General features: G+C 26.9%; 17 protein-coding genes and 1 riboswitch. All 17 genes read left to right on the top strand.

Annotated elements, in window-relative coordinates; genetic code table 11:
• The first annotated feature begins 419 nt into the window (after positions 1 to 419).
• The 17 genes from hpf (at position 420) to tsaD (ending at position 17,312) form a co-directional block, all read left to right on the top strand.
• Positions 420 to 968 (top strand): ribosome hibernation-promoting factor, HPF/YfiA family, encoded by a 549-nt coding sequence (gene hpf, locus BN7997_RS14645; RefSeq protein WP_071121566.1) that lies wholly within the window; start codon positions 420 to 422, stop codon positions 966 to 968.
• A 136-nt stretch (positions 969 to 1,104) separates the two neighbouring features.
• Complete coding sequence (secA, locus tag BN7997_RS14640) at positions 1,105 to 3,774, top strand: preprotein translocase subunit SecA (RefSeq protein WP_071121565.1); 2,670 nt, start codon at positions 1,105 to 1,107, stop codon at positions 3,772 to 3,774.
• Positions 3,775 to 3,789: 15 nt separating this feature from the next.
• A protein-coding gene (gene prfB / locus BN7997_RS14635; RefSeq protein WP_195906836.1) for a peptide chain release factor 2 occupies positions 3,790 to 4,903 on the top strand; the annotation gives its coding sequence in 2 pieces (ribosomal slippage) (positions 3,790 to 3,852 and positions 3,854 to 4,903; 1,113 coding nt in all).
• Between the two features lie 73 nt (positions 4,904 to 4,976).
• On the top strand, positions 4,977 to 7,118 hold the full coding sequence (locus BN7997_RS14630) for a Tex family protein (RefSeq protein ID WP_071121563.1): 2,142 nt from the start codon (positions 4,977 to 4,979) through the stop codon (positions 7,116 to 7,118).
• A 20-nt stretch (positions 7,119 to 7,138) separates the two neighbouring features.
• Positions 7,139 to 8,296 (top strand): amidohydrolase, encoded by a 1,158-nt coding sequence (locus BN7997_RS14625; RefSeq protein WP_071121562.1) that lies wholly within the window; start codon positions 7,139 to 7,141, stop codon positions 8,294 to 8,296.
• 168 nt (positions 8,297 to 8,464) lie between these two features.
• Positions 8,465 to 8,583: riboswitch (FMN riboswitch) on the top strand.
• A 133-nt stretch (positions 8,584 to 8,716) separates the two neighbouring features.
• On the top strand, positions 8,717 to 9,334 hold the full coding sequence (locus BN7997_RS14620; protein ID WP_195906835.1) for an ECF transporter S component: 618 nt from the start codon (positions 8,717 to 8,719) through the stop codon (positions 9,332 to 9,334).
• Between the two features lie 173 nt (positions 9,335 to 9,507).
• Positions 9,508 to 9,750: a transposase gene (locus BN7997_RS16265; RefSeq protein ID WP_071121561.1), complete on the top strand. Its 243-nt coding sequence runs from the start codon at positions 9,508 to 9,510 to the stop codon at positions 9,748 to 9,750.
• Between the two features lie 28 nt (positions 9,751 to 9,778).
• The gene (locus BN7997_RS14610) at positions 9,779 to 10,243 is read left to right on the top strand and encodes a transposase (protein WP_071121560.1); all 465 of its coding nucleotides are present in this window, start codon (positions 9,779 to 9,781) and stop codon (positions 10,241 to 10,243) included.
• An 82-nt stretch (positions 10,244 to 10,325) separates the two neighbouring features.
• Positions 10,326 to 10,655, top strand: coding sequence for a hypothetical protein (locus BN7997_RS14605; RefSeq protein ID WP_071121559.1), 330 nt, complete (start codon positions 10,326 to 10,328; stop codon positions 10,653 to 10,655).
• Between the two features lie 267 nt (positions 10,656 to 10,922).
• Positions 10,923 to 11,591: an ABC transporter ATP-binding protein gene (locus BN7997_RS14600; protein WP_071121558.1), complete on the top strand. Its 669-nt coding sequence runs from the start codon at positions 10,923 to 10,925 to the stop codon at positions 11,589 to 11,591.
• The gene (locus BN7997_RS14595) at positions 11,588 to 12,856 is read left to right on the top strand and encodes an FtsX-like permease family protein (protein WP_071121557.1); all 1,269 of its coding nucleotides are present in this window, start codon (positions 11,588 to 11,590) and stop codon (positions 12,854 to 12,856) included. Before BN7997_RS14600 ends, BN7997_RS14595 begins: the two co-directional genes overlap by 4 nt.
• Positions 12,857 to 12,872: 16 nt before the next feature.
• On the top strand, positions 12,873 to 13,469 hold the full coding sequence (locus BN7997_RS16420; protein ID WP_071121556.1) for an FtsX-like permease family protein: 597 nt from the start codon (positions 12,873 to 12,875) through the stop codon (positions 13,467 to 13,469).
• Between the two features lie 370 nt (positions 13,470 to 13,839).
• A complete protein-coding gene (locus tag BN7997_RS14585) occupies positions 13,840 to 14,052 on the top strand; it encodes a hypothetical protein (RefSeq protein ID WP_071121555.1) in 213 nt (70 codons plus the stop codon).
• Between the two features lie 627 nt (positions 14,053 to 14,679).
• Positions 14,680 to 15,132 carry a tRNA (adenosine(37)-N6)-threonylcarbamoyltransferase complex ATPase subunit type 1 TsaE gene (tsaE, locus tag BN7997_RS14580; protein ID WP_071121554.1) on the top strand — a complete coding sequence of 151 codons (453 nt, stop codon included), beginning with the start codon at positions 14,680 to 14,682 and terminating at the stop codon, positions 15,130 to 15,132.
• Positions 15,132 to 15,848, top strand: coding sequence for a tRNA (adenosine(37)-N6)-threonylcarbamoyltransferase complex dimerization subunit type 1 TsaB (gene tsaB, locus BN7997_RS14575; RefSeq protein WP_071121553.1), 717 nt, complete (start codon positions 15,132 to 15,134; stop codon positions 15,846 to 15,848). The genes tsaE and tsaB overlap by 1 nt, the downstream gene beginning before the upstream one ends.
• Positions 15,838 to 16,293 carry a ribosomal protein S18-alanine N-acetyltransferase gene (rimI, locus tag BN7997_RS14570; protein WP_071121552.1) on the top strand — a complete coding sequence of 152 codons (456 nt, stop codon included), beginning with the start codon at positions 15,838 to 15,840 and terminating at the stop codon, positions 16,291 to 16,293. The genes tsaB and rimI overlap by 11 nt, the downstream gene beginning before the upstream one ends.
• 2 nt (positions 16,294 to 16,295) lie before the next feature.
• Entirely contained in the window at positions 16,296 to 17,312 is a 1,017-nt protein-coding gene (gene tsaD, locus BN7997_RS14565) for a tRNA (adenosine(37)-N6)-threonylcarbamoyltransferase complex transferase subunit TsaD (RefSeq protein ID WP_071121551.1), read from the top strand.
• Positions 17,313 to 17,495: the final 183 nt, after the last annotated feature.

The raw sequence follows: 17,495 nt of genomic DNA, 5'->3' as shown, positions 1-17,495 counted from the left end.
AGCGAACCCTCCAGTAGGCGAGTGTGGGGTCAAAAACCAGGTCAGCTAAATATTCAAAAGTACCTTTTTAGGTGCTTTTTTTTTACAAAAAATTTGATTATATATTATAAAATTTGACATAAATACATAAATTAGTAACAACTTAAGTTGAAATTTGTGGATATATATAATGTTAAAAATAGCTAGAAATACACAAAAGTAAGACTTATTAACAATTTTATCCACATTATCAACAGGTATATTAGTGGATAATAATCCACATTGTTAACAGTTATTATTAAATTAAATAAATCTTTATTTAGTTGAATATATTAAATTATAAAAGCTAACAATAAAATAAAGGGTTTTATAACAGATATATAGAATATAAAAATAAAGTATAAATATTTATACTGGTATAACTGAAGGGAGATGTTCTTATGAATATAATAATATCTGGAAAACAAATGGATTTAACAGATGGAATAAAAAATGCCATAGAAGAGAAATTAGGAAGATTGGATTTCTACCTTCATCCAGCAACAGATGTAAAGGTTACAGTGAGTGCTAAAAAAGCAAGACAAAAAGTAGAGGTTACAATAATACCTATAAGTGGTCCGATAATAAGAGCAGAAGATATAGAGGAAAATTTATATGCAGCTATAGATGTTGTATATGACAAATTAAATAAGCAGTTAAGAAAATATAAAAAGAGACTACAAGATAGACATCAATCAAATGAAAGTATAAGATTTGATGCGATAGAGGATATAGAAGAAAATGATTATTCTTCAAATGAAGATAATTTAGATATAGTAATAAAAAGAACTAAGAAATTTGGTGTAAAACCAATGAGTCCGGAAGAAGCTGTTTTACAAATGGATTTATCAGAACATGATTTTTATATGTTTAGGAATTCTGAGTCAAATGGTATATCTATAGTATATAGACGTAAAAATGGTGGATATGGATTAATAGAATCGGAATAATATAGTATAAATAATTATAAGAGCTATTGATAAATTTAAATGTCGATAGCTTTTTTTGAGCAAATAATATTACATATAGTATTTTTATGGTAAAATATATAGATATTATATAAATGTACGAGGAGAGATTTTAAACATGGGTTTTTTAGATAATTTATTTAATATGGCAGATAAAAAAGAGCTAAAAAAATTCAACAAGATAGTTGATAGCATAGATTCATTAGAGCCAAAATTTGAATCTATGTCAGATAAAGAGCTTAAAGACATGACAAATGTATTTAAAGAGAGATTGGCAAATGGAGAAACATTAGATGATATACTACCAGAAGCTTTTGCCGTTGTAAGAGAAGCCTCTAAAAGAGTATTAGGAATGAGACACTATAGAGTTCAACTTATAGGTGGAATAGTTCTTCATCAAGGTAGAATATCTGAGATGAAAACAGGAGAAGGTAAAACTTTAGTTGGAACAGCTCCAGTTTATTTAAATGCTCTTACAGGTAAGGGTGTACATGTTGTTACAGTAAATGATTACTTAGCAAAGCGTGACAAAGAGCAAATGGGAAAAGTATATGAGTTCTTAGGAATGACTGTTGGGGTAATAGTTCATGGACAAGATCCACAAACAAGACGTGCACAATATCAATGTGATATAACTTACGGAACAAATAACGAATATGGATTTGACTACTTAAAAGATAATATGGTAATTCATAAAGAGCAAATGGTTCAAAGAGAATTAAACTATGCTATAGTGGATGAGGTTGACTCAATACTTGTTGATGAAGCAAGAACACCACTTATAATATCTGGACCTGGAGATAAATCTACTCATTTATATTCAGATGCTAATACATTTATATTAACATTAAAGCCAGATGATTATGAAATTGATGAAAAGCAAAAATCAGTTGCGTTAACTGAGTCAGGTATACAAAAAGCAGAAGTTTACTTTAATGTTGAAAATATAACAGATATAGCTCATATGGAATTATATCATCACATAAATCAAGCATTAAAGGCTCATACAAATATGAAAAAAGATGTTGATTATGTAGTAAAAGATGGAGAGATAATAATAGTTGATGAATTTACAGGAAGACTTATGTTTGGTAGAAGATATTCAGAAGGATTGCATCAAGCTATAGAAGCTAAAGAAGGATTAAGAATACAAAGAGAGTCTAAAACTTTAGCTACTGTAACATTCCAAAACTATTTTAGAATGTATAATAAACTTGCAGGAATGACAGGTACTGCTAAAACTGAGGAAGAAGAGTTTAAGGCTATATACAAAATGGATGTAGTTCAAATTCCTACAAATAAGCCAGTACAAAGACAAGATTTATCAGATGCAGTTTATAAAAATGTAGTTGGTAAATTTAATGCAGTTGTTGAAGATATAATAGAAAGACATAAAAATAAGCAACCTATACTTGTAGGTACTGTATCAATAGAAAACTCTGAATTAATATCTCAATTATTAAAGAGAAGGGGAGTGAAGCATGAAGTATTAAATGCTAAATACCATGATAAAGAAGCTGAAATAATAGCTCAAGCTGGTAGATTAGGTGCTGTAACTATAGCAACTAATATGGCAGGTCGTGGTACAGATATAGTACTAGGAGGTAACCCAACATTCTTAACTAAAAAAGAAATGAAGAAGTTAGGATATGATGAAAGTGTAATAAATAAAGTAGATGCTTCTTTAGAAGGTATAGATCGAGAAGGTAACGAAGAGTTATTTGCAGCTAGAGAAAAATACGAAGAATTATATAAAAAATATAAAGAAGAAACAAAAGCTGAGCAAGAAGAAGTTATGAAAGCTGGAGGGCTTGCTATAATAGGTACAGAAAGACATGAATCTAGAAGAATAGATAATCAGTTAAGAGGACGTGCTGGTCGTCAAGGAGACCCAGGTAGCTCAAGATTCTATATATCTTTAGAAGATGATCTTATGAGATTATTTGGAAGTGAAAGAATATCTAGTGTAGTAGAAAAAATAGGTCTTGAAGAAGATATGCCTATAGAACATAAAATGTTAACTAAATCTATAGAAGGCGCTCAAAAGAAAGTAGAAGGTAGAAACTTTGGAATAAGAAAGCACGTACTTCAATATGATGATGTTATGAATAAACAAAGAGAAATAATATATGCTGAAAGAAGACGTGTTCTTGAAGGTGAAAACTTACAAGAGCAAATAGAAAATATGATTCATTCTTTAATAGAAGAAGGTGTTATGTCATACTCTCAAGATGGATTTGATGCAGAAAGATTTGTAGAGTATATGTATAATTTATTCATGCCAAGAGGAAGCATAGAAGTTTCTGATATAGAAAATCTTAAAACAGAACAAGTTATAGAAAAAGTATTTGAAATAGCTATGAAGATATACAATGGAAAAGAAGAAAGAATAGGATCAGATAGAATGAGAGAAGTGGAAAGAGTTGTACTTCTTCAAGCAGTTGATAGCCATTGGATAGATCATATAGATGCTATGGATCAATTACGTCAAGGTATAGGTCTTCGTGCAATAGGTCAACAAGACCCTGTAATAGCATATACTGATGAAGGATTTAATATGTTCAATGAAATGAATGCTCATATAAAAGAAGACACTATAAAATACTTATTCAATATAACTATAGAAGAACCAGTTGAAAGAAAGCAAGTTATAGATGTTGACCATTTATCATCTAATGTAGATGAAGATGCTAACAGTAAAACAGTTAGAAAAGAAGATACTACAGGAAGAAATGATGACTGTCCATGTGGAAGTGGTAAAAAGTATAAAAAATGTTGTGGAAGATAATTTTGGAGGACCAAAATGTTAAATATACAAGAGTATAGAAGTAGTATGGAGTGTATGACTTCAAATATAGAAGAATTGAGGGATTCTCTTTGACATTGCTTCATTATTAATTAAGATACAAGAAAATGAAGAGAAAATGAATCATCAAGATTTCTGGAATGATAATGAGTTAGCTCAAAAAGTGCTACAAGAAAACAAAGGTTTAAAAGAAACTGTAGAAGAGTACAATCAATTAAAAGAATCTTTAGAAGAGATAGAAGTATTAATTGAAATAGGCTTAGAAGAAAGTGATGATTCAATAGAAAAAGAAATAGAAAAATCTATATCAAATCTTGAAAAAGAAATTGATAGGGTTAGAATAAAAACTCTTTTAAGTGGAGATTATGACAAGAATAATGCGATACTATCTATAAATGCAGGAACAGGTGGACTTGATGCTCAAGATTGGGCTCAAATGTTACTTAGAATGTATATAAGATGGGCAGAAGCTAAAGGATATAAAGTTAAAACATTGGATTTACTATCAGATCCAGAAGCAGGAATTAAAAGTGCAACACTTCATATAGAAGGGCTTAATGCTTATGGATACTTAAAAAGTGAAAAAGGAGTTCATCGTATTGTTAGGATATCTCCTTTTGACCCTTCTGGAAAAAGACATACATCTTTTGCATCTATAGATGTTATACCAGAATTAGATGATAGTATAAATATTGATATAAATCCAGCAGATTTAAAAATAGATACCTATAGAGCATCTGGAGCAGGAGGTCAGCATGTAAATACTACAGACTCAGCTGTAAGGATAACTCATATACCTACAGGTGTAGTTGTACAGTGTCAAAATGAAAGATCTCAACATAAAAATAAAGATACTGCTATGAAGATGCTTATGGCTAAACTTATAGAATTAAAAGAGCTTGAACAAAAAGAGAAAATTGAGGATATACAAGGAAAGTATTCTCAAATAACTTGGGGAAGCCAAATAAGATCATATGTATTCCAACCATATAAGCTTGTAAAAGATCATAGAACAAACGCTGAAATTGGAAATGTAGATAGTGTTATGGATGGAAACTTAGATTTATTTATAAATGAGTATTTAAAAATGAATAAGTCTAAAAATAGTTAAAATAGGGGCTTGAGAATTTAATTCTCAAGCCTTATTTAAAAGTATAAATTTAAACGAAAGAAGAGTGGGTTTTATGAATATAAATGATATTCTAAAAAAGGAATTTAATCTTAGAGATGAACAAATAAATAATACAATAAAACTTATAGATGAAGGAAATACTATTCCTTTTATAGCTAGATATAGAAAAGAAATGACTGGAGAAATGAGTGACGTTACTCTGAGAGCTTTTTATGATAAATTAATATATTTAAGAAATCTTCAAAATAGAAAAGATGATGTAATAAGAATAATTGAAGAACAAGGAAAGCTTACATCAGAAATAAAAGTAAGTATAGAAAAGGCGAATACTCTTCAAGAAGTAGAAGATATATATGCGCCATATAAACAAAAGAAAAGAACTAGAGCAACTATAGCAAAAGAAAGAGGATTAGAACAACTAGCATTAGATATATTAAATAAAAATATATCTAATATAAATGAAGAAGTATCTAAGTATATAAATCCAGAAAAAGATGTAAATTCAGTTGAAGATGCTATTAAAGGAGCTAATGATATAATAGCTGAAATAGTTTCTGATGATGCTAAAATAAGAAAATATATAAGAGAGCTTGCATTAAGAGAAGGTGTAATAGTAACAAAAAATTCAAATGAAGAAAAATCAGTTTATGATATGTATTATGATTACAGTGAGTCAGTAAAAACTATAGCACCACATAGAGTATTAGCAATAAACAGAGGAGAAAAGGAAGATTTCTTAAAAGTAAAAGTAGAAATCAATAATGAAAAAGTAATAAACTATATAATAAATGAATATGTAAATGATAAGAATTTAAAAAATAAAGAAGTAATAGTTAGTGCAATAGAAGATTCATACAAGAGATTAATTTTCCCATCAATTGAAAGAGAAATAAGAAATACTCTTACTGAAAATGCACAAGAAAGAGCGATAAGTGTATTTGGAAAAAATGTAAAAAGTTTATTACTTCAAGCACCAGTAAAAGATAAGGTTGTTATGGGATTTGACCCTGCATTTAGAACAGGATGTAAGATAGCTGTAGTTGATAAAAATGGTAAATTATTAGATACTACAACTGTTTATCCAACAGAGCCACAAAATAAAGTAGAAGAATCAAAAAAAGAATTAAAAGCATTAATTGAAAAATACAATATAGATATAATCGCTATAGGAAATGGTACAGCTTCAAGAGAATCAGAAAAGTTTGTATCAGATATGATAAAAGAAATAGATAGAGAAGTTCAATACATAATAGTTAGTGAGGCTGGTGCATCAGTTTACTCTGCATCAGAGCTTGCAAATGAAGAACACCCAGACATAAACGTATCTTTAAGAGGAGCCATATCTATAGCAAGAAGACTACAAGATCCATTAGCTGAACTTGTAAAAATAGACCCTAAAAGTATAGGTGTAGGTCAATATCAACACGACTTAAACCAAAAGAAATTAGAGGGAGTATTAGACGGAGTTGTAGAAGATTCCGTAAATAGCGTTGGTGTAGACTTAAATACAGCGTCATACTCTTTATTAGAGCACATAGCAGGTATAAGTAAAACTATAGCTAAAAACATAGTAGCTTATAGAGAAGAAAATGGAGATTTTACTTCAAGAGCTCAAATTAAGAAAGTAAAAAGACTTGGACCACAGGCATTTACTCAATGTGCAGGATTTATGAGAATAGAAGGTGCTAAAAATCCTCTAGATAATACAGGTGTACATCCAGAAAGCTACGATATATGTAAAAATATGTTAGATATGCTTGGATATTCATTATCTGATGTTGAAAATAAAAATATATCAGATATAGATTCTAAAGTTGAAGCTATAGGTATAAAAGAACTAAGTGATAAACTTCAAGTAGGAGAAGTTACTTTAAAAGATATAATAGCTGAAATTAAAAAGCCAGGAAGAGACCCTAGAGAAGAAGGAATAAAGCCTATACTTAGAACAGATGTATTAAAGATAGAAGATATAACAGAAGGTATGATACTAAAAGGAACTGTAAGAAATGTAGTTGATTTTGGTGCATTTGTAGATATAGGTATAAAAAATGATGGATTAGTGCACAAATCTGAGATGAGTAAAGGATTTGTAAAAGACCCTATGACAGTTGTAACTGTAGGAGATATAGTTGATGTAAAAGTTATAGGTGTTGATATGAATAAAAAGAGAGTAGCTTTATCTATGAAAATGTAGTTAAAGCAGAGGAGATTAAGATGATATTTATAAAAAATGGAACAATAAATACAATCACTAATGGAATTATCAAAGGTGATATTTTAGTAGAAAATAAAAAAATAAAAGCAATAGGAGAAAATTTAGAAGTACCTCAAGATGCAAAAATAATAGATGCAGAAGGAAAACTAGTTTTTCCGGGATTTATAGATGCACATACTCATTTAGGTTTATGGGAAGATGGTATGGGATTTGAAGGTGCTGATGGTAATGAAGAAACAGATCCTATAACACCTCATCTTAATCCTATAGATGGTATAAATCCTATGGATAATACATTTAAAGAAGCTAGAGAAGGTGGAATTACATCAGTATGCACAACACCTGGAAGTGCAAATGTAATGGGTGGAGAATGTATAGCTATAAAAACATATGGAAAAAGAATAGATAAAATGGTTATAAAAAATCCTGTTGCATCAAAAATAGCTTTTGGAGAAAATCCAAAATCATGTTATGGTAGAGATGAAAAAATGCCACAAACTAGAATGGCAATAGCAGCTCTTTTAAGGGAGCATTTAAAAAAAGCTGAAGAATACCTAGAGCAAATTGAGTTATATATGGAACATGAGGATCATGATAAACCAGAATATGATATGAAAATGGAAAGTTTATTACCTGTTTTAAGACGAGAAATACCTTTTAAAGTTCATGCACATAGAGCAGATGATATTTTTACAGCTATAAGAATAGCAAAAGAATTTGATCTAAAGCTTACATTAGACCACTGTACAGAAGGACATTTAATAGTTGATGAACTTGTAGAAGAAGGATATCCAGTAATTGTTGGACCATCTTTATCAGAAAGATCTAAAATAGAATTAAGAAATTTAACTTTTGATACTCCAGCAATACTTTCCAATGAAGGTTTACAGGTATCTTTAATGACAGATCACCCAGTAATACCAGTACAATATTTGCCTGTATGTGCAGGAATAGCTGTAAAACATGGTATGAAAAAAGAAAAAGCACTAGAAGCAATAACTATAAATCCAGCTAAAATTCTAGGTATAGATGAAAAAGTTGGATCTATAGAAATTGGTAAAGATGCAGATATAGTTATATGGGATAATGATCCATTTGAATTACAAAGTAACGTATTAGTTACTATCATAGATGGAAAAGTTGTATACGAAAAATAATTTTCGAAGTGTAGATATATACTAGATATTTTATTAATTTGAGATTAAGGATATATTTTGATTATATTAAGTATTTTACCAATACACTTTTTAATATAAGAAAAGTTTATATTGAAAATTTTGTATTACTTTATTATTATATAAATATAAGGAAAATTAAATAGCGAGAAAGATCTTCGGGGCAGGGTGTAATTCCCTACCGGCGGTACAGCCCGCGAGCTACTTATGTAGCATGATTTGGTGAAATTCCAAAGCCGACAGTATAGTCTGGATGAGAGAAGAAAAGTTAATTTTTTGTAATGGATATTTCTATACATTTTTATGTATATTATATAACTTGTACTCAAAAAATAAGCTCGAAGATAGATCTCTTCGAGCTTTTATTTTTCCCTAATAAATTAAAATTAGGAGGAGTACAAAATGCAACAAACTATGAAAAGAACTAAATTTTTATCAACATCAACGCTTGTAAAGATATCAATACTTTCAGCAATTGGATATATACTTATGTTTATATCAATTCCATTACCAATGTTATTTCCAGATTTTCTAAAAATAGATATATCAGATTTGACAGCATTATTAGGTGGAATATCACTAGGACCTATGGCAGGGGTTACTATAGCATTTCTTAAAAATTTACTTCAATTTATAACTGGAATGTCAAATACAGGTGGAGTAGGAGAATTTGCTAACTTTTTAATAGGTGGATCTTTTGTTTTTACAGTTTCATATATATACTCTAAAAAAAGAGAGTTATCAGGAGTAGTTATAGGTCTTATAAGTGGAATGGTAATAATGACTATAGTAGGATGTATATCTAACTACTTTATAATATTACCTTTTTATGAAACAATAGGATGGCCAATAGAAACCGTAGTTGCAATGGGTGCAGCTATAAACCCAGTTATAGATAGTAAAATGAGTTTTGTAATATGGATGATAGCTCCATTTAATATATTAAAGTCTGGGTTAATCTCTCTATTAACATTACCGATGTACAAGAAAACAGAAAAAGTTTTAAATAGAGTTAAGTAATAAAAAATACCAAGTACTTTTATAAGTACTTGGTATTTTTAAATTAGAAGGGGATTATGATGCCTTAAAAATTGTGAAAATATAAGAAATGGATATATTAAATATAAATGTTTAGAATGCAAAGAAGAGTATATTTATGGACTCACATGTAAAACTGTAGTAAATGTGCAAGATTGTATTATTTAAAATGGCCAGATAAGCAAATAGATAATATGTTAAATGTAGCTCATAGACATGCTGTATATGGAGTGGTATCAAGTTATTATCAAGGAAGTTATGAAGTAGGATTAATAGCTGTAGTTCATACTTTTGAATCTGATTTAAAATCGAATTCACATATACATGCATTATTTACCGAAGGTGGAATAGGTAAAAATAACAAGGGGTTTAAGAAAGTATCCTATTATATATTATAAATTTATGAGAAAGTTTTGGCAGTAATTAGTGTTAGATATAATAAAAAAGAATTTTACAGATATAAGGACTAAAAGATTGGTAAATAAGTTATATAAAAAATATAATGAAGGTTTTTATGTAGATGCAAAAAGAGATTTAACTAATATAAAACAAGCTACAACATATATAGGTAGATATCTAGCAAGACCAGCTATCGTTGAATATAGAGAAAGTAGATATAATGATAAATCAGTTACATTCTGGTATGAAAATAAGAAAACTAGAAAGAAGATAACTGTAATTATAGATGTTTTAGAATTTATAGGTAAATTAACACAACATATACATCAGAAGGGGTTTAGAGTTATAAGAAGATACGGATTTTTTACATGCATATCGGTCTCTCCATTTTGTTCAATTTGCAATCTCGTTTACAATAATATCCAGATAACTCTATTTAACAATAAATTTACGCATAGATATATATTTTTTGAGGATTTTATGATACACTAAAGAGGATTTTATGATACACTAAAAAGGTAATTTATTACAATTTAAAATTTAAATACTAATATATAAAATAAGGGGGAATTTTATGTCTAAAAATTTTAAATCATTTATTATATCTTGTTTAATTTCTATATCAACTATAGGAGTTATGGGTACTACCTCATTTGCAGATGATATAGAAGGTACAGAAAGATTTATACCTATAGGGGAGGGAGAAATCAGTATGCCTTCAGAAAAGGAAAAAACAAGTGGGACTTTAAGTAGTCCTCATAAATCATCATTAAGTATGGGGAATCAGTTAATAGAAGGTAAATATAGGTCTTTTCCTGCGGGACTGCATACAATAAGTATGACAGTAACAGATAAATCTTCACCAAATTCAGGCATGCCAAATTATTGTAAAGTAACTTTATAAAAATCTAAATTAGGTGGAGTAACTTCTTTAAGTAGCAAAAAAATTGATTTACATAATGTTGGAAAAACATATTCAGCTTCTTTTACAAATCAAAGTGCAGGAACGTATAGATATGTATTTGATAATAGAGCTAGCACAATAGGAAATTGGGACCATATAGATTGGTTTGAATGTAATCCTGTAAAAATGTATGTTAAATAATACAAAATTAAAATATGTAACTATAAATCATTATAGGTACATATTTTTTTAATAAGGAGATAGAAAATGATAAACATATCATTAAGAAATATAAATAAATATTATAAAGATAAAATTATTTTAGATAATATTAATTTAGATATAGAAAGTTCTAATATTTATATGATTTTAGGAAAATCTGGAGCTGGTAAATCGACATTGTTGAATATAATAGGACTTCTAGATACACCTAATTCTGGAAATATATCTATCAAAGGTAAAGTTATTAAAAATTTAAGTGATAATGATAAAGCAGAAATACGTATGAAAGAGTTAGGCTTTGTATTTCAAGGATTTTTTTTAAATCCTAAATTAAAAGCATATGAAAATGTAACTATTCCAATGTATATAAATAGCCTATACAAAAATATAGATTTAAAAAATAAGTCTATAGAATTACTTAGAATATTTGGTTTAGAAGATAAATATAATAGTTTTCCAAATGAACTTTCAGGTGGAGAACAACAAAGAGTAGCCATAGCACGTGCAATAGCTAATGATGCCTCAATAATAGTTGCAGATGAACCTACTGGAAATTTAGATAAAGAAAATGAGCAAAAAGTTATGGAATATTTCCAATACCTATCCAGTATTGGGAAATCTATTGTAATGGTTACTCATAATGAAAATTTATTGGAATATTCAGATAAAGCTTTTTATTTAAGAAATGGTAAACTGGAGGAATTTATATTATGATATTAAAAAACTATATAAATATCTCTATAAAAAACATAGTTCGTAATAAAAAAAATACTCTTAAGATTTTTTCTATTACTCTTTTTTCATTTATATTATTTATTTTAACTACATCACTATCAGGTTCTTTAAATGATTTCATAAAAAATTCTATACTAAACACTATTGAACATAGAACCATAATGATAGATTATAGCTCTGTTCAAAATATAAATATTGAAAATAAAATAAATAATTTATTAAAAAATGACAGTTCGATAGTTGAATTTTATGAATATGAGCCACCAATTGCAGGAGATATAAAAAATTCTAAAGAACTTTTTAATAATAATAACAATAATGCTATATCTTTAATATCTGGATTTGAACAAAAAATGCCAGATATAATTGAAGGAAATCTTTTTAATAATAATGACCAAAATGTTGGTATAATACCTAAAAATTTCGATCCAACTGGAACTAATCAAGTTGAATTTAAAAAAGAAAGTATAAATTATTTAGATGGAAAAGATTTTTTAGGAAAAACTATGACTATAGAATTTAAAAATCCAATAGATGAACTATCAGGTTTTGAGTATAGTTTCAAAGTAATAGGGGTTTATGATTCAATAAATAATAACGACTTTCCGAGTGATGTGTATATACCCTATAATGATCTAAAAATAATTAATGAAAAGTACAACAATATGATTGATGAACATTATATAGATAATTCTAATGACTTTAAAACATTGATAGCTCTAGTAGATAATCATACGTCTGTTAAAAATGTAGTAAATAAATTAAGAGGAGAAGGAATAGATGCATTTCCAAAATCAACTGTAGGTTTATTAAATGAGTTATATAAAACAATCATTTATATAGGTACTATTATTTCTATTGTTATATTTATAATATCTATAATTAATATATCTCTAAACCATGTAAATGATTTAAAGAAGAGACAAAGTGAATTAGGAATGTTAAAAGCTTTTGGATATAAAAATAGACAATTAAAAAAGATAATCATTTATGAATCTACAATTATAAATATATTTAGTTTATTTATAGGATTAGTTGTTTGTAAGTTTATATTCTTGTTATTAAATACTATAGTAAAAAACTATTTAAGTATATATATGAGTGATCTTAACTTTGAAATTAATTTTATTTCTATTATAATTGGAATTTTTATAATGATTTTTAGTATTATATTGTCAAATTTAAAAAGTATTTCATATATAACAAATTTAGATCCAATACGTTCTATAAAAAGTAAATATTAATTATAGAGAATAGTATATGAAAAATATAATAAATTTATCATTATTGAATATTAAAAGAGATAAATCCAAAATAAAGATATATATTATTATAATGACTATCTTTATATCTTTAATTAATATTTTATTAAATACATCTATAATTTTAAATGAGAGTATTAACAGCATTTATATAAATAAAAAAAATATATATGTAGATTATGAAATGATAACTACTGTAAAAGATATAATTAATTCACTTATTTTATTAATAATTTTACTTACATTTATATTAATAAATATTTTATTAAAACAATCTATAAATGACAAATTTTTTGATATAGCAATTTATAAAAGTATTGGATATAAAGATAAATATATATTTCAATTACTTTTTTATGAATTATTTCTAATAACTACGCTTAGTTATTTATTTTCAATTGTTCCCTCATTTATAGGTATAAATTCTATTAATTTAATATTTTCAAAATTTAATATTCATAATAATTTTATTAATATAATGTGTGTATATCTAGCACCATTAATAAATATATATTTCATAATATATATTTCTTCATTTAATGCCTTTAGAAAATTAAAAAAAATACAGATTAGTACACTTTTTAGAGAAAAATAAAATTAATAATCTAAAATATAAAAAAGACTTTAAAAAATCCAAAAATATATCTAAAAGTTTTTAACTATATTGTAAAAGTAATTACAAATTTTATGTAACAACAATAAATAAAAAATTTACTTTGATTAATCGACACGCAATTGAAATATATCATGTTACCAAAAACTTCGTCAGTTGATAAGAAAAGAACTCTAAATATTTAGAGTTCTTTTCTTAATTATAAGTGGATTAGAGTGATTTTAACTCTGTGACAAAATTATAAAAAAATATTATAAAATAATAAGGTCATAATTGTTATATTTTTTTAAATAAAGTAAAAGGGGTTGGTATAAAATAAAGGAATCAAGGAAAAATAAAGATTAATATTAAAATGATAATTATAGGTGTATTTTCTGTAATTATTAATTTTATATTATCAAGATTATTTGTTGGGTATATTGATGAATTATTAAGGTCTAATTGGCAATATCACTTATTTGAAAATGAAAATTCATATATAGTATTTGCCAATTGTATTATGTTCTTAAATATATTATTAGAAATATTCTCAATGTATATTTATATTAAAATTAGAAAAATCTAATTTTAATATAAGGACAGTTTTAAGAAAATACGTTTTAAATAAGTTAAAAAATTTTAAATATATTAGAACATAAAATACTAATGCTTATATGGAAGCGATTAAATGGAGTTCAATCCATTGATAGGTATATCACTTAATAATACAATAATTTTTGTTTTAATTTTAATTGCAATATGTTATGAAGCAATAAAATTTATAAAAAATATATTAAAATAATAATTAAGCATCTATAATTGAGATGCTTTTTTTGCGTACAAGGAAATTATGATATGGAATTTTTTTAAGGATAATCTATAAATATAAATTAAAAAGCACTTACTTTCCGATAGTAAGTGCTTTAGGGGGAATAAGGAATATTTTAATTTGGGGGAGTAAATATCCCTTGTATCTTAAGTATGGTCACATAAATAAAATTATATACATAATTTAATAAAAATTTTTAAAAGTATATAATTAACAGCAGAAAGTATATATTATTGAATAAATAGTAGTCAATTGATATCAAAAAGTCAACAATAGCATGAACATAAACTAGAAGTACTTTATAATAATAAAATGTTATACTATAATAATATCTAGTTGATAATTATATTAAAGAAGACTCGTAATTTAATGGAGATGAAAATAATGGTTAAAATATATTTAGAAGATGAAAATAAAACTAAAGAAATTGGATATAAATTAGGAAATTTACTTACGCCAGGAAGTGTAATATGTTTAATTGGAGATTTAGGTGCAGGAAAAACTACAATGACTCAAAGTCTTGCTAAAGCACTAGAAGTAGATGATTACATAACAAGCCCGACATTTACAATAGTGAATGAATATGAAGGAAAAATGCCTTTATATCATTTTGATGTATATAGAATTGGTAGTAGTGATGAAATGTATGATATAGGGTATGAAGAGTATATAAATGGTGAAGGTGTATGCATCATAGAATGGGCAAACTTAATAGAAGATATACTTCCAGATGAATATTTACACATAGAGTTAAAATATAAAGATATGTCAAGAGAAATGATATTAAATCCAGTTGGAGAAAAATACGAAAAAATAGTTGAGGAGTTGACAAAATAATGAAGGTTTTAGGTATAGATACATCTTCACTGGCTACAAGTGTAGCAGTTATAGAAGATAATAAGTTAATATGTGAATATACAATAAATACTAAAAAAACACATTCTCAAAAGCTTATGCCAATGATAGAGAATATGCTAAATATAAGTGATTTAAATATAAATGAAATAGATTTAATAGCAGTATGTGAAGGTCCAGGATCATTTACAGGATTAAGAATAGCTATGGCTACTGCTAAAGCCATAGCACATGTAAATAATCTACCTATAGTAGGAGTAAATTCAGTAGAGTTATTAGCAGGAAATATGAATTTATGTGATAAAAAGATATGCTCTATATTAGATGCTCAAAGAACTCAAGTTTATATGGGGCAATATAAATTTAAAAATAATAGGTTAGTTGAGTTAAAAGGTGTAGATGTAATTGAAATAGATGAACTTATAGAAGAATTAAAAAATACTAATGAAGAATGGATTATAGTTGGAGAAGCCGTATATAAATACGAAGATAAAATTAAAGATATAGCTAATATACATGTACCAGCACCATCTCACAATGTAAGCAAGGCTAGTAGCTTATGCTCAATAGCTATAGAAAAATACAATAACAATATAGATGTTTATGATTGCTATAGCATAAACCCATTATATATAAGAAAATCTCAAGCAGAAGTCCAATATGATGAAAAAATGAAGAGGTTAAATGATGGAAAATAATATACTGATAGAGCAAATGACATCTAAAGATATTGATGGAGTTTTTGAAGTTGAAAAAAATTGTTTTGAACATCACTGGTCTAAAGATGCATTTAAAAAAGAATTAAATAATGAGGTTGCAAGATATTTAGTAGCTAAATTAGATGGGAAAGTTGTTGGATATGTTGGTATATGGTTTGTAATGGATGAAGGTCATATTACAAATGTAGCAGTTCATAGTGATTATAGAGGAAGAAAAATCGGAGATAAATTAGTACAAGCTTTAGTAGAGCTTTGTAGAGAAAATAATATAGTATCAATGACATTAGAAGTTAGAGTTTCTAATATAGTGGCACAAAATCTTTATAAAAAATATGGATTTAAGCTAGCTGGAATTAGAAAAGAATATTATAGTGATAACAAAGAAGATGCCATGATAATGTGGAATGATATAAAGGTGGTGTAAATATGAAAGACATAATAACATTAGCTGTAGAAAGTAGCTGTGATGAAACATCTGTTGCAGTTTTAAAAAATGGTAGAGAAGTTTTATCAAATATAATAAATACTCAAGTTGATTTACATAAGAAATTTGGAGGAGTAGTACCAGAGGTTGCATCAAGAAAACATATAGAAAATATAGATGTTGTATTACAAGAAGCTTTAGATAAAGCTAATATAGAATTAAATGATATAGATCATATAGCAGTAACTTATGGACCAGGACTTGTTGGTGCATTATTAGTTGGATTATCACATGCAAAAGCACTTGCATTTACCTTAAATAAGCCTTTAGTAGGAGTTAACCATATAGAAGGTCATGTAAGCGCAAACTATATAGAACATAAAGATTTAAAACCACCATTTATAACTTTAATAGTATCTGGAGGGCATACTCATTTAGTAGAGGTTAAAGATTATGGAGAGTATGAAATACTAGGAAGAACAAGAGATGATGCATCAGGAGAGGCATTTGATAAAATAGCTAGAGCTATGGGACTTGGATATCCAGGTGGACCGATAGTAGATAGATTAGCTAAAGAAGGTAATAAAAATGCAATAGACTTCCCAAGAGCATACTTAGATGAAGGATATGATTTTAGTTTTAGTGGATTAAAATCAGCAGTTTTAAATTATTTAAACGCTAAGAAAATGAAAAATGAAGAAATAGTTGTTGAAGATGTTTGTGCATCTTTCCAAGAAGCAGTTGTTGAAGTATTATCTCAAAAAGCTATAAAAGCAGCTAAGGAAAAAGGATATAACACTATAACACTTGCTGGTGGAGTTGCATGTAATTCAGCACTTAGAGATAAACTTACTGAATTAGGAAAAACAAATAATATAGATATAAAATATCCATCTCCAGTTTTATGTACAGATAATGCAGCAATGATAGGTTGTGCAGGATATTATAGTTACATTAATGGAAGAAGAGATGATATGAGTTTAAATGCGGTTCCAAATTTAAGAATAGGACAAAAATAAACTTATATATTAGATTTTATAAAAAGTTATAATACTCATACATTAAAAGCTAGATGAAAATATACATATTTCGTCTAGTTTTTTTATTATATTAAATTCCAATATAATAAATCTACGTTACTATAATTAAATGTCAAAATATGTAGAAAAATGTATTATTTTACTTTTAAAAATAGTATAATT

The sequence above is a fragment of the Romboutsia timonensis genome (genome assembly GCF_900106845.1).
Taxonomy (GTDB): domain Bacteria; phylum Bacillota; class Clostridia; order Peptostreptococcales; family Peptostreptococcaceae; genus Romboutsia; species Romboutsia timonensis.
This window is presented reverse-complemented; position numbering and strand designations above follow the sequence as displayed.